Genomic DNA, 13,922 nt, shown 5'->3' with positions numbered 1-13,922 from the left:
TTAAAAGTCTTCTTCTTTAAGAAGGCTTTTTTATTTTTATTCAGCTTAAGGAGTGGTGAACTTATGTACAATATTGACACATATCTGGCACAGATCGGAAATCGAAGCGAAAAAGAAACAGGAACTGTGAATGCTCCCATTTACCTTTCAACAGCTTACCGCCATGAAGGAATTGGGCAGTCCACTGGATTCGATTATTCCCGTACCGGAAATCCCACTAGGCAGATTCTAGAAAAGACCATAGCTGAACTTGAAGACGGCGATCAAGGCTTTGCATGCAGTTCAGGCATGGCAGCAATATTGACGGTATTGTCATTATTCCAATCCGGGGATGAGTGGATTTTATCTAAGGATTTATATGGAGGAACATATCGATTATTGGAACAGGGGTTCAAAAAATGGGGGTTAGTCTGTAAATACAAAGATACAAGCTGTCTGCAGAGCATTGAACATTCAATTACACCAAAGACTAAAGCCATTTTTATAGAATCGCCCACTAATCCTCTAATGGAAACAGCGGATATTGAAGCTATCGGCCAGCTGGCGAAACAGCACGGTTTGCTTTTAATCGTCGACAATACCTTTTATACACCGCTGATCCAAAAACCTATCCCGCTTGGAGCTCATATCGTCATCCATAGCGCTACAAAATATCTTGGCGGACACAACGACGTGCTGGCAGGACTGATCGTTGCTAAAGGCAGAGATCTTTGCAATTCTCTCGCCCTTCATCATAATGGGGCAGGAGCTGTGCTGAGCCCATTTGATTCCTGGCTTTTAATGAGAGGCATGAAAACACTGTCTCTTCGGATGGCCCGCCATGAATCCAATGCAAAAATCCTTGCTGAATATCTGTCCAATCACGAGTCCGTTTCAGAGGTCCTTTATCCCGGCAGAGGCGGTATGCTTTCTTTCAGGTTAAATGATGAGTCATGGATCAATCCTTTCTTAAAAGGACTTTCCCTTATCTCTTTTGCAGAGAGCCTCGGCGGAGTTGAGAGCTTTATAACGTATCCTGCAACACAAACCCATGCAGACATTCCAGAAGAAATTAGAACAGCGAATGGGGTTTGTAATAGGTTATTGCGTTTTTCAGTCGGAATAGAAGATCCCAGCGATTTAATAAGTGATTTGGATTACTCTTTAAACTATGTAAAACAGGAGGCCCTATTATGACATCTGAAAATTTTGCTTTTGAAACTTCTTTGATTCATAATCGTCATAAAATTGATCCGGCAACAGGTGCAGTCTGTGTTCCGATTCAGCATGCCTCAACTTATCATCAATTCGATATTGATCAATTCGGCAAATATGATTACAGCAGAAGCCTGAATCCGACACGGGAGGCACTTGAAGAGATTATTGCTGAATTAGAGGAAGGAACCAGAGGCTTTGCTTTCTCATCCGGAATGGCGGCCATTTCAACTGCGTTTCTTTTATTATCTTCAGGAGACCATGTCATCATTTCAGAAGATGTATACGGCGGGACCTACCGGATGGTGACAAACGTTTTGAACCGGTTTGGAATCCAGCACACTTTTGCCGATATGACGAATCTTGAAAGCATCAGATCTGCAATCCAGCATAATACAAGGGCTTTTTATATTGAAACACCTTCTAATCCTTTGCTTAAGGTCAGCGATATAAGGGAAATCAGTGCCATTGCCAGGGAAATTGGCGCCTTAACATATGTGGATAATACATTTTTAACTCCAGCTCTGCAAAAGCCTCTTTCACTTGGTGCTGATATTGTTCTCCATAGTGCAACGAAGTTTCTTTCAGGCCATAGCGATGTTGTTGCAGGACTTGCGGCCGTCAAAGACCCGGAAATAGGTGAAAAGCTTTCATTTTTGCAGAATTCATTTGGAGCAATTCTGGGTGTCCAGGATGCATGGCTGGTCATGAGGGGAATCAAAACCCTCCATGTAAGAATGGCGCATTCCATGAAGTCCGCACACAAAATGGCTGAATTTCTAACTTCTCTGCCTTCTGTTAAAGCTGTCCATTACCCAGGCCTCCCGGATCATCCTCAGTACAAAATTCAAAGCGAACAGGCCAGGGGAGCAGGAGCCGTGTTATCATTCGAACTGCAAAATGAAAGCCTGCTTCGTTCCTTCGTCAATCAGCTCCAGCTGCCCGTTTTTGCTGTAAGCCTTGGAGCTGTTGAAACCATCCTTTCCTATCCTGCAAAAATGTCACACGCAGCAATGCCTGATGAGGAAAGAGAAAGGCGCGGAATCTCAAAAAGCCTTTTGCGGTTATCCCTGGGACTTGAAAACTGTGATGATTTAATCTGCGATTTCACTTTAGCCCTGCAGCAAAGCGAAAAGGAGTATTTACAGACAGCTGTTATTGAAGGCTGAATATAACAGGACCTAGAATACTGCAGCATATGCAGTATTCTTTTATGAGGGCTTTTTGTACAAAAAAAGGCTGCATAAGGCAGCCATACATCTCTGAACAATCGTATCCAATAAATGAACTTCCAGCATTCTAAAATTATATAAAATTCGCTCCCCTATATTTTGGAATTCAAAATGGACATTCTAACATTCCTCCATGAGGACTAACAAACTGTTAAAAAGTCTCCTTTTAAAAGCAGCGCAAAGGTGCAATTTCACGTATTCAGCGATTACAATCGTTCAATAAACCCTTCTGTTCCATGAACGCGGATTCGTTGTCCATCTTTAATCAGTTTAGTAGCATTTTCCACTCCTACCACTGCTGGCAGGCCATATTCACGTGCGATCACTGCTCCATGTGTCATCAATCCGCCCACTTCAGTGACTAAGCCTCTTATGGATACAAACAATGGTGTCCAGCTGGGGTCAGTAAAGGCGGTAACTAATATATCTCCTTCTTCAAGATCAGCATCTTCCATGTTTAAGATGACACGCGCCCTTCCCTCTACCACTCCGGAAGAAACAGGCAAACCTGCAATCGCTTCGGCTGGAAGGTTTTCTCTTTGATACTTACCTGTAATAATTTCACCATCCGATGTAATAACACGCGGAGGAGTCAGTTTTTCATATAATTTATAATCATCTTTCCGCTTTATGATTTTCTGGCGGTCCAGCTTTTTTGTGCGTACGGCTTCGCTGAATTCTTCAAATGTGAGATAATATATATCTTCTTTTTCATGAATAACGCCCGATTGCACCAGTTGTTCAGCTTCTTTCAGTAAAGCCTGCTTATAAACGAAGTAGCGGTTAATCATGCCGTATTTGGGATATTCACGATACCCGATGAAATTCCGGATAAGCCTGATCATTCGCTTTGCTTCTTTGGCTTTTTGTTCACCATCGGTTAATTGGTTCAAACGTTCTAATAACTCTTGTTCTTTTTTCAAAGCAGCATGCCGGCCTTGCTCGAATTTGCACTTTCCGGCATTAGGTTCAAAGTTTTTGATGTTACTGAGAATCATAGGGACAAGGGTAACTGGCTTTTCACTCCAGCGGTTTTTTGTGATATCGATTTCTCCGGCACACCGCATTCCATATTTGCTGAGAAAAGCATTAAAAGCCTCTCTAGCTTCCTTACCGCCATCAAACTTTACCAGTTCATCCAAAAAGTGATCATCATTTACTTGATGTAAATATTCAATTACTTCCGGATAAGGACGAATTATATCTGCAACGTCCAAGAGTGCAAGACCCATTTCTGAAGTAATATTGTTCGGTACAGATTGAGAAAGCGTGTCTGCTGCATTTTTTTCACCTAACCACTCATTCATTTTTTCATTAATCCAGGTTGTAGCATTTATAGCAGCCATAAATACAGCAGAACTTTGCGGGTCAAATAAAATTCTCTTTAATTCTTGGATATCTTCCAGGATGAATTCAAATAAATCTAATCCTGATTTGTAATTAATTTTTTGTTTTAACTCTTTAATCGATATTTGACTGCGCTCAATCAATTCAGAAACAATAGATGGATTATGTTCGACGTTTGCCGGCATATCTGTATTTCCTCTGCGGGGACTTGGTGGTATATGATCATTTGGCAGCGATTTGATGAAGTCACCCCGATCAATGATGTTCATAATTGCATCCTTCATGAGCGGATCGTGTTGCCCCATAGCATTTAAAAAAATGTTTCTGCTGGCAGGTGAAGCCAGTTGTTGTGTGACATCAACAAAAAGCCTTCCGCCTGCTTTACGCATGGGGGCGGGAGTCGTTAACAGAAAAAAAGACAATCCTAATGGTTTTATGGGGTCTGTCATCATTTGTTGATGACCAACAGATATATAGACATGATTTCCTTGGTCATTCACTTCAGGGGCAGGAAAAAGTGTGGTGATTGGACGGCTCTGGACAATATAAAATGTATGATCAGCCAAACACCATTCAATATCTTGCGGACAGCCAAAATAGCCTTCGATATGTCTTCCGATTCGTGCCAATTGTAAAATTTGCTGTTCAGTAAGTGCTTGTGTCTTTTGCTGGTCAATGCTGATTAACTTTCTTTCTGTTCCGCCTTCTTTTCGCTCATAGACAGCCAATTTTTTTGTTGCTATCCTCATTTCAACGATATTCTGATCACGTACCTTGTAGCAATCGGAAGCTGCCAAGCCTGAGACAAGTGCTTCTCCAAGTCCAAAACTGGCTTCAATTGACAGCAGCTTACGGTTAGAAGTAATCGGATCAGCAGTAAATAAAACCCCTGAAGCCTCGGGGAAAACCATCTTTTGAACGATTACGGATAAATAAACTTGTCTGTGGTCAATTTTATTTTGTATACGGTATATTACCGCCCGTTCCGTAAATAGAGAAGCCCAGCATTTTTTAATATGCCGCATGATTGCTTCTTTTCCAATGATATTTAAATAGGTATCATGTTGACCAGCAAATGAGGCATATGGCAAATCCTCAGCAGTCGCACTAGAACGCACTGCATAAGCATGTTTTTCACCAAATTTCAAAAGATAGTTAGTAACTGCACTATCAACATCGGAAGGAATTTCTGCTTCTATCAGGATTTGCCGAAGCTTCCTGCTGATTTCATCAATTTGATCCCGATCCTCTACCTTAAGCATTGTTAGTTGATCCAACAATGTTTGATATGTTTTGTTTTGTTCAATGGCTATTTGATATCCAGCCGTTGTAACGCAAAATCCTTCGGGTACTTGTATTCCTTGAATTTTTGACAATTCTCCTAGATTTAGCCCTTTTCCTCCAATGAGCATAAGCTGCAATTTTTCCATTTCCTGAAAACCGAGAACTAAAGAATTCATACTATTTCCCTCCCCAAGAAATTTCAGTAAAGTTCTATTGCATTTTAGCAGTTGTAAACGAGAACAAAAAGTCTATTTTTGCCATTTTTTATATGCTATAATTAAATTAGGGAGAGTGTAGGTTTTTACAATAAAGTAACCTTATGAAGCCCGCGGTATGTCCCCTCGAAGGTGCTATTTACCTTTGGTCCATAAAGTTAAAATGATTCCCTTCGAGACATTAAATATTTGGTGTATGGTAATGTCCTGGAATTCAAGTATTACAGCTGGTCGAATGCAAGTCTTTTTTTCTATTCCTCTCTAGAGAGAAAACAAAGAAATCTAAATCCAGCTTGTTATGTCTGAAATTCAAAAGGCTTATCTCTGTCTAAAAAGGCTTGATCCCCGCTTTCACTTGGCTGCATCCCTCTATAAATAAGAAGAACGACTATACGTATAATTCTTCACAAATCTGCTTAGTAATCCAACAACAAAAGGCGATACCCTTTATAAGTATCACCCACGAAAACAATATTCCTATGAACAAGTAAACGAAACTATTCTCCTTGTATCAATACCAAAAATCGTCCAAAACCTGCCATTCCATCTAAAACCAGCAACAGATCTTGGACCTACGAAAATGGGATAAAACCAAAACCCATCTCCATTATTGAGCCATATAAAAGTATTACGAAACATACACAATCTAATTGCCCCTGGGTCAACAGCAAATGGCGCAGCTGCTGCTTGTTGTGGAATAAATGCTGGAGGAGGAGCAGTTGGAGCTTGTTGAGTTTGGGATCCGGGTAGACCCGGGAAACCTGATGGTCCCGTAAAATCAGGTCCTGGGAAACCCGGGAAACCTGATTGTGCAGGAAAGGATGGCATTTGTAAACTTGGAAATTGACGCACCAATTGCTGATCATAGTCTATAAAGGAGTAAACTGTCGGATTATACATTTAAAAAGATCATCACCTTATCCTTTAATTATCTCTAAAGTATTAGTATGTTGTACTGTTCTTTTGTGAAGCTTGTTCGCTTTCTAAATTACTGCTCATTTGATTTCGAATAGTGTTTTATTTTGAAATTAAATCTTGTTTACGGCAGTATTTTTTTTGATAATCCAAAAAAAAGCGTTAATTCCACCTGGATTAACGATTCGTTAGTTTACATACTCAATATATAGAGGGGAATAGGAAATTACTCATTTACTTTTTTTCATTTTTTTATTGTCTTCTCTATTAGTTTTATTTTTTTATAACTTAAAAGGATAGAGAAAACACTCAATCCTTTTTCTTTTTGTTCTTTCTCGTTTTAGTAGTTTTCAAAATCCCTGGTTACCTTAGCAGTCTTTAGAACAACCTTTGATAGGCTTTTAATGATTTCATTTAGCAGGTGCAGTCCTCTTCCTGCAATGCTGTCCAATGTACCATGGAAGCTAGGATGTTGTACTGTATTTGAAGGGAACTACTTTCATTTAATATGTACATATAATGGAGTAAAAAGTGCCTAAACAGCCCTGCGTTATTGAGCTGTCTATAATTCAATAATCATTAATTTTCTTTTGTAAAAAAACGGAGTCCCAGATCCAATAAATAACCGCTGCGGCAAGGCTGAATTCATAGTACTTTGCCATTTTTACTACATTCATAGTAAAGTCTAAATTTATTAATATATAAACTATGAACAAGGCAATAAAAGAAAAAAGAATATAAAATAATAAGTACAAAAAGCTGAACTTTTTGGGGTGTTTATTGAAAAAAGCCTGCAGCGGCACTGCAAAAAGCAAATACGATAAAAAAACATAAAAAGAATAAATAGCAATAGGCATTGGCCGCAGCCAAGATGGTTCTCTAATTAAAATAATCATAGCAACAGAAAAAGAGATACTAGAGAACGATAAACATAAAAAGTAATACGGTATTGTGTCACTAATATCAGATGCTATTTCGCTTAATCTCCATATCTTCAATGATATTCAGCCTTCCAGAATTATGTATTTTTTTACATTTTAACATAATTCAACCAATGATAAACTGTCCGGTGAAAGAATTGGTACATAGGTTCCAACCGAGAACTGTGTTCTGGGTAAAAATCCAGTTATTATACTGAATTGGAGGGTGGCCCTAGACCTGCAGGTGCAGCAGAAAAAGCTTAATGCAGCCCCCCATCCCTGAACAGAAGTCGCCACCTTGTTCCACAGCAGGAAGGTTTACGTAAACAGCCTTTTAAAAGGGTGTTTTCCATTTTTCTGTGTATATTGCAGAACAGGCGCTAATAGAAAACCAGAAACAAAGCCGCCTGCATGCCCCAAAATACTGATATTGCTAAATATAAAAGTTGTAATCCATCCAGCTGCAATCAGCACCATGATTGCCTTAGCTGAACCGGGATCTATTTTTCTTTTATCAAACAAAATGAGATATAAATAATATCCCAAAAGGGCATAACCGAACCCTGACTCACCTGCGTTCATTAAATTCACGTTAAAAGCCAGCAGGACAATTGCCAGACCTGATAGTATAACGGATAAGGCAAACAGCAGAAAATACCTTGCTTTGCCCAGTATCCTTTCTATCGGCGGCGCCAAAAGTATGGTCGCCGTCATATTCATAAAATAGTGTGAAAAGCCATTATGTATGAAAGAATACGTCACTAAACGATAATACTCACCCTCTACAAAGGCAGATTGGCTGATTCCCCCCCTTTGAGTTAATCCGCCATCAGCACTTAGAGAAAAGATCATAACCAGCGTATTTGCTGCAACAATCAGGCATGTGACAGGATATAAAGAAATATATTCCTTAAAGGTTTCATTTCTGCTCAGTATCATCTATTCCCTCCTACAAACTGTTTTACATTCTTGTTCTGCCTTAACACCCGCCATCCCTTCTAAATTGAAGAAATTAATAAATTCCAGCAAAAAAAGTCCTCCATTTTCAAAATAGAGGACTTTTTCTTTGAAATGAGCTTCGGCAGTTTTATTAAACTGCCATGCCCTTTTGCTGTCCTTGCTGGAGTTCATACATTTGATAGTATTTTCCTTTTAAGCGCATTAACTCCTCATGCCTTCCTTTTTCAGCAATCGTTCCTTTATCCAGTACAAGAATCTGGTCGGCATTTTTGATTGTAGAAAGGCGGTGGGCGATAATGAAGGTGGTTCTTCCTTTCTTAAGAACATCCATTGCTTGTTGAATGATTGCCTCTGTTTCAGTATCAATGCTTGAGGTCGCTTCATCCAGGATTAAAATCGCCGGGTTAAAGGCAAGCGCCCTTGCAAAAGAAATGAGCTGTCTTTGGCCGGATGAGAGGGTGCTCCCCTTTTCAATTACCGGTGCATCAATTCCTTCTTCCAGATGGCTCAAGACCCGGTCCCCGCCGACATCTTTCAATGCTTTCTCAATCATTTCCCTGGTGATGCTACTGCTGTTCAGGCTGATGTTAGAGGCAATGGTCCCGGAAAATAAGTAAGGATCCTGAAGTACAATCCCCATATGCTTTCTCAGTGTCTGATGGGGAATTTCTGTAATATTCATGCCATCAATCAAAATTTCTCCTTTATTTGAATCATAAAATCGGAAAAGGAGATTCATGATTGAACTTTTCCCGGATCCTGTATGGCCGACAAGGGCCACCGTCTCTCCCTGTCTGGCTGTGAAGGTAAGATCCTTCAGAACATACTCATCTTCCTTGTAGCCAAAGGAAACTGATTTGAACTCTACGTTTCCATTATATCGTGGAATTTCCTTATCACTGACATCTGCGCCAGGCTCATCGAGCAAACTGAAAACACGCTCCCCGGCGACCAGCGCCTGCTCCAGGTTTGCAAATTGATTGACAATACCCTGGACAGGCTGCAGCAGCCTGCTGATGAAGTCAACAATGGCGTACAGCATTCCGAGAGAGATTACAGAGGATGCTGTAAGTGACATATTTCCGAAATACCAGATGAACGATACAAAAGCCGTATTTTTAAGAACACCGATTAAGTTATGGCTTGTAAGGCTGTTTAGGTTTAATATTTTATTCTGATAGGAAAAATGCTCCTGATTCAGCTTTTCAAATCTTTCCTTTGTATCTTTTTCACGCCTGAAAGCCTGTATCACATTCATCCCCTGAATCGACTCGTTAATGATTCCGTTAATGTCACTGATTCTCGCCCGGATAATCTGATTGTACCCTGATGCGAACTTGCGATAGACAATGGTCCATAGCACTAAGATTGGAATCAGCGCGAGCGAAAGCAGCGCGATTTTAGGATACAGAATATACAGGGCAATTACGACCCCAATGATGTTGATGGAGCTGGAAAAGAAATTAGCCAGCACCTGTACATATAAGTCGCGTATCGCTTCTGTATCATTGGTTATGCGTGATACAACCTTACCGGCAGGAAGATTATCGAAGTATTTGATAGGCAGCTTTGATATATGTGTAAAAGCATCATTGCGCATTCTCTGAATGATGCGGTGGGCAGATTTCTGAAGGGTAAAGCTCTGTCCGTACTGAAAAATGGCTGATAAGATAACAAGCCCAAAATACAAAAAGACCAATTTAAGGATTTTTGGCGTTTCAGGCTGGTAAAACTTCAGCAGCTCTTTAGTCGTCAGAACTTTTACCGTGTACTGTTCCTTTTTCCCTTTATTTTCAACTAGCAGTGTATTGTTTTTTAATTTCTTGCTTCCTTCAAACGGGACGCGCTGACCGGTGAAAACAAAATGATTTCCAGCCTGGATGATCCGCACTTCTTTTCCCTTCTCCTCGTGTCTGGCAAAATAGCTTTCTCTTTTATACCATGATCCCTGGTAGTATACTGCATCCTTCCCCTTTGACGTTTGATGCCATTTAGATTGTATTCCTAGTATATGGGAGTCAATTATATTTTTGGCCACAAATGGGCCAGTCAGATCTGCAGCTACTGAAATAGAAAGCATGATTAGGGCCGCGATAATTAACTTTTTATACATCCACGCATATTGGCTTAGTTTTTTAACGATTTTCATGCGCTCACCTCCGGCCCATTTTCCACTTGCTGCCTTTCAAATTGTTCATAATACCATCCATGGCGGTTCAAAAGTTCATCATGGTTTCCTTCTTCAATGATTTTCCCCTGATCCAGTACGATGATATGATTGGCATGCATAACACCTGATAAACGGTGAGTAGTGATTATGGTCGTTTTTCCCGCTCTTTCTCTTTGGATATTGCTGATGATATTTGTTTCTGTTTTTGCATCCACCGCAGAAAGAGAGTCATCCAATATCAGAATTTCAGGATCTTTGATGAGCGCCCTTGCGATGGAAATCCGCTGTTTTTGCCCTCCTGACAATGCCACTCCTTTTTCACCGACAAGTGTTTCAAGCTTATCTGGCAGCATGGCCAGATCTTTTTCAAAATCAGCTAGCCTGATTGCCTTCATCAATTCTTGATCTGTTGCTTCAATCTTCCCGAAATAAATATTTTCTCTGACTGTCCTTGAAAATAGGAAATGATCCTGAGGGACATATCCAACCCAATCCCTCATCTCCTCAACCGGCAGCCTGCCCGCTTCTACGCCGGCTACAGAAATAATGCCTGAGCCAAGAGGATACTCACGCAGGAGCTGTTTAACAAAAGTGGTCTTTCCGCTTCCTGTTTTCCCGACCACACCAAGAGTCTCTCCACGCTTAATCGTTACTGTTATATCCTTTAGATTTGGCACTTTAGAGGATGGATAGGTGAAGTTCACAGAATCAAAAACTATATCTTCTGGCTGAATAATATGTTCTGTTACAGGAGCATTTTTGACATCCTGTTCATATGAAAGAGTTTCCTGTACACGGTCAAGAGAAGCATTTCCCCTCTGCAGGACATTGATAAGCTCTCCCATGGCAATCATAGGCCATATCAGCATTCCAAGATAAACATTGAATGATACCAGGCTTCCGAGCGAAATAACCTGATGGAAAACAAGATAAGCTCCATATCCTAAACCAATTAAATAGCTGATTCCGATCAGGATGCTGATAGTGGGATCGAATAGCGCATCTATTTTTGCAACTTCAATGTTTTTCTTATATACATCTTCTGTCATCCTATCGAAGTTTGTTTCATCCTGCCGTTCCTGCACGTAAGCCCTTATGACCCTGACGCCGGAAACTGATTCAAGAACTTTATCATTCAGTTCGCCGAAAGCATCTTGTGCCTCAGTAAACCGCTTATGGATTTTCTTTCCGTATACCTGCATCATGACTGCCATGACTGGCAAAGGAAGAATAGCTGTTATCGTAAGCGTCCAGCTTATGGTCGTTCCCATCATCAGCAGAATTGTGCATGTATACAGGATGGAATCGGCAAGTGTCAGGATTCCGAATCCTGCGGTGTTTGAAATAGCCTTTAAATCATTAGTTGCCCGGGCCATCAAATCGCCGGTTTTATTTTTTTCAAAGAAAGAGGGTGTCATCTTCAGCAAGTGCCCCATATAGCTGGACCTCATTTTTCTCTCTACTAAAAATGCCCCTCCAAAGAGCTGGTAACTCCATAAATAGCCGAATGTGTAGGTGGAAATCCCTACTGCAGCCAAATAGACTGCATATTTAACAACACTTTCTTTCGTAAGTGTTCCTGTATTGATATCATCGATTGCCATTCCCACCAGCTTGGGCGGAATGACTTCCAGGATATTTACGATGCATAAACAAATGATTGCAAACAAATAGCGCTTCCATTGTTCTTTAAAGAACCATGATAGCTTTTTAAATATCGAAAACATGGTTTCTCCTCCTTAAGTCAACATTTCATTATCACTAGCCGCTCTCTGGTTCTGTAAAATTTAGAAACATCCTGTCAGTGTTTAACTTTTTCATCGTTCATTCCTCCATTGCTTTTGATTATTTGGAAAGGATGATGATGCATCCTAATTCCCTGAAGCTGCTGCATCTTGAAAAGTTTTTATTCACATAAGGTTCTGAGGGTTGCCATGTCAGGAGCTCACTTTCCTCTCCATTTAGCATGAAGCTTCACCAAAACATAAAAAGCCTCCGCTAACATGCGGAGGCTTTTTATGTTTTCCACCCCATTAACTGAGATGAACCCATATATAAAGCGCATGCTGCATCAAAACGCAGCCTGCGCTTGAAACTCAAGCGGTAATTAAGCTTCCCCTGGCTTTACTCAGGCTGAATGCTGCAAGGCTGCGGTATGAATTTGATGTTTGGACTGTAGAATGTTATCTTTCACATCTGCTAAAATCATAACGTTCGCCTCCCTTTTAAATTTCAAGATATTTGTAAGATTACCCCAATTAGAAGTTATTGTCAATTACATTTTTACACTATTCAAATTATTCGAAACACAGGAACCCCTAACTGTGCATGAAAAAGCTGAACGTACACAATCTAATTTATGTTGCATCCAGCTATTCATTCCACTTGAAATTAAGCTGGTATATATCGAATAATTTTTGCCGAAGATGAAGTTAAAAATGGAAACCAGGTGAACTATGCGGGGCCTTTCACTAATTAACCCAAACTGCTCTCACAGTACAGCAACAAAAGAAGAATTCTTCGAAATACAAAAAATACTTACTGCTGCTTATCTCAAGGAATATCGCATCAAAGAAATTAAATTGAATCCTTACCAGGTTTATAGCTATTACACGATTCCTCATGCGCTGCTTTATGATCTCCAAAAGTCTGGCCTAAACAGCCTGGATATTCTCGTTATCTACTCTTACTCTGTCATTGAACGATTTGCTGATCTTTATCCGGAAAAATGGGAACAGCTTAAACACTGCTTTGGAAAGATTGTCTTTCTTTCGGAGTCTTTGCCCGTTTCCCATTCCGCTGCCCCATAACTATGATAATTCCTGCTCTGCTGCGGTATTAAGTGCTATTTTTGTTTTCTACAAAAGGCTCTTTTCTTAAAGATTGTTGTTTTTTACATGTTCTGTGAAGCGATCCCGTTGTTAAGCCGGGGATTGGAGTGTAAGGTGCGAGATCCTGTGGGATTAGCGGGAAGATGAGACCCCGCCAGCTTTGCTTTAGAGGTTCACCGCCCGCCCCACGGAAAGCGAGCATCCTGGAGCGGAAATCACCCCCTTGTTCCGTAGCAGCAAAGTTTACGAAAACAGCCTTTCAAAAACAGAACGAGAAACAGCCAAGACACTGAAAAAGCTGTCTTGGCCATCATCTATATTTTTTCAATAATATCTTTATAAATCATACGTATGGCATCTCCCCGGCTTACGACCCCGACCACCCTGTTTTCGGTGTCAACGACAGGTATCTTCTTGAAATGGTGCTTTGATATCAGGGATACAGCTTCGCTCAGGTCGTCCTCCTGTGAGAGCGTGACAATTTTTCTGTTTTTTAAAAGCCGGGAGACAGGCTGCTGCAAGCTGGTTTTTACAGCCGTGCTCAAGGTTACATCAGGAATGACGGTGATGTGCAGGAAGTAATCATGTATGGTCTGTTTCCTGGGAGAGATATGCCTTAGGATATCGCCATCACTGATCATTCCAAGAAGTTTCCCGTTTTCATCTATTACAGGAACTCCCCCGATTTTATTTTCAATCATGATAGTTAACAACTCTTTAATGGTTTGTTCAGGATGTGCCGTAAACACATTTTTAATCATAATTTCATTTACTAGCATACTAATCACCCCTTCTATATCCATTATACTCCTTAGCTCTGCCTTTTTCCCTGCAGGAGATCAAGTACAAGAGTA

10 protein-coding genes are annotated in these 13,922 nt (G+C 40.5%); 3 read left to right on the top strand and 7 right to left on the bottom strand.

Features of this window, described 5'->3' with window-relative positions; genetic code table 11:
- The first annotated feature begins 63 nt into the window (after window positions 1–63).
- Window positions 64–1,176 (top strand): methionine biosynthesis PLP-dependent protein, encoded by a 1,113-nt coding sequence (locus BM126_RS00670; protein WP_090987262.1) that lies wholly within the window; start codon window positions 64–66, stop codon window positions 1,174–1,176.
- Window positions 1,173–2,363: a cystathionine beta-lyase gene (gene metC, locus BM126_RS00665; RefSeq protein WP_090987260.1), complete on the top strand. Its 1,191-nt coding sequence runs from the start codon at window positions 1,173–1,175 to the stop codon at window positions 2,361–2,363. Before BM126_RS00670 ends, metC begins: the two co-directional genes overlap by 4 nt.
- A 269-nt stretch (window positions 2,364–2,632) precedes the next feature.
- On the opposite strand, the gene ppsA is transcribed toward metC, so the two are convergent.
- From ppsA to BM126_RS00630, 6 genes are all read right to left on the bottom strand, one after another.
- Window positions 2,633–5,233 (bottom strand): phosphoenolpyruvate synthase, encoded by a 2,601-nt coding sequence (gene ppsA / locus BM126_RS00660; protein WP_090987258.1) that lies wholly within the window; start codon window positions 5,231–5,233, stop codon window positions 2,633–2,635.
- A 516-nt stretch (window positions 5,234–5,749) separates the two neighbouring features.
- Entirely contained in the window at window positions 5,750–6,172 is a 423-nt protein-coding gene (locus tag BM126_RS00655; protein ID WP_090987256.1) for a transporter, read from the bottom strand.
- A 584-nt stretch (window positions 6,173–6,756) separates the two neighbouring features.
- Window positions 6,757–7,185 (bottom strand): UPF0715 family protein, encoded by a 429-nt coding sequence (locus BM126_RS23190; RefSeq protein ID WP_090987254.1) that lies wholly within the window; start codon window positions 7,183–7,185, stop codon window positions 6,757–6,759.
- Window positions 7,186–7,425: 240 nt separating this feature from the next.
- On the bottom strand, window positions 7,426–8,046 hold the full coding sequence (locus BM126_RS00645) for a rhomboid family intramembrane serine protease (protein WP_090987252.1): 621 nt from the start codon (window positions 8,044–8,046) through the stop codon (window positions 7,426–7,428).
- A gap of 151 nt (window positions 8,047–8,197) precedes the next feature.
- The gene (locus tag BM126_RS00635; RefSeq protein WP_090987248.1) at window positions 8,198–10,216 is read right to left on the bottom strand and encodes an ABC transporter ATP-binding protein; all 2,019 of its coding nucleotides are present in this window, start codon (window positions 10,214–10,216) and stop codon (window positions 8,198–8,200) included.
- Window positions 10,213–11,964 carry an ABC transporter ATP-binding protein gene (locus tag BM126_RS00630; RefSeq protein WP_090987246.1) on the bottom strand — a complete coding sequence of 584 codons (1,752 nt, stop codon included), beginning with the start codon at window positions 11,962–11,964 and terminating at the stop codon, window positions 10,213–10,215. Before BM126_RS00630 ends, BM126_RS00635 begins: the two co-directional genes overlap by 4 nt.
- A 729-nt stretch (window positions 11,965–12,693) precedes the next feature.
- Between BM126_RS00630 and BM126_RS00625 the strand changes: the two genes are divergently transcribed.
- Complete coding sequence (locus tag BM126_RS00625) at window positions 12,694–13,047, top strand: hypothetical protein (protein ID WP_090987244.1); 354 nt, start codon at window positions 12,694–12,696, stop codon at window positions 13,045–13,047.
- Between the two features lie 335 nt (window positions 13,048–13,382).
- Here BM126_RS00625 and BM126_RS00615 read toward each other — a convergent pair whose 3' ends face one another.
- The gene (locus BM126_RS00615) at window positions 13,383–13,847 is read right to left on the bottom strand and encodes a CBS domain-containing protein (RefSeq protein WP_177201256.1); all 465 of its coding nucleotides are present in this window, start codon (window positions 13,845–13,847) and stop codon (window positions 13,383–13,385) included.
- Window positions 13,848–13,922: the final 75 nt, after the last annotated feature.

Source organism: Bacillus sp. OV322, from assembly GCF_900112495.1.
Classification (GTDB): Bacteria; Bacillota; Bacilli; order Bacillales; family DSM-1321; genus Peribacillus.
This window is presented reverse-complemented; position numbering and strand designations above follow the sequence as displayed.

Bases quoted from the DNA above. Each gene is read 5' to 3' on its own strand.
- BM126_RS00670 (WP_090987262.1), top strand. From the start codon at position 64: ATGTACAATATTGACACATATCTGGCACAGATCGGAAATCGAAGCGAA.
- metC (WP_090987260.1), top strand. From the start codon at position 1,173: ATGACATCTGAAAATTTTGCTTTTGAAACTTCTTTGATTCATAATCGT.
- ppsA (WP_090987258.1), bottom strand. From the start codon at position 5,233: ATGAATTCTTTAGTTCTCGGTTTTCAGGAAATGGAAAAATTGCAGCTT.
- BM126_RS00655 (WP_090987256.1), bottom strand. From the start codon at position 6,172: ATGTATAATCCGACAGTTTACTCCTTTATAGACTATGATCAGCAATTG.
- BM126_RS00645 (WP_090987252.1), bottom strand. From the start codon at position 8,046: ATGATACTGAGCAGAAATGAAACCTTTAAGGAATATATTTCTTTATAT.
- BM126_RS00635 (WP_090987248.1), bottom strand. From the start codon at position 10,216: ATGAAAATCGTTAAAAAACTAAGCCAATATGCGTGGATGTATAAAAAG.
- BM126_RS00630 (WP_090987246.1), bottom strand. From the start codon at position 11,964: ATGTTTTCGATATTTAAAAAGCTATCATGGTTCTTTAAAGAACAATGG.
- BM126_RS00625 (WP_090987244.1), top strand. From the start codon at position 12,694: ATGCGGGGCCTTTCACTAATTAACCCAAACTGCTCTCACAGTACAGCA.
- BM126_RS00615 (WP_177201256.1), bottom strand. From the start codon at position 13,847: ATGCTAGTAAATGAAATTATGATTAAAAATGTGTTTACGGCACATCCT.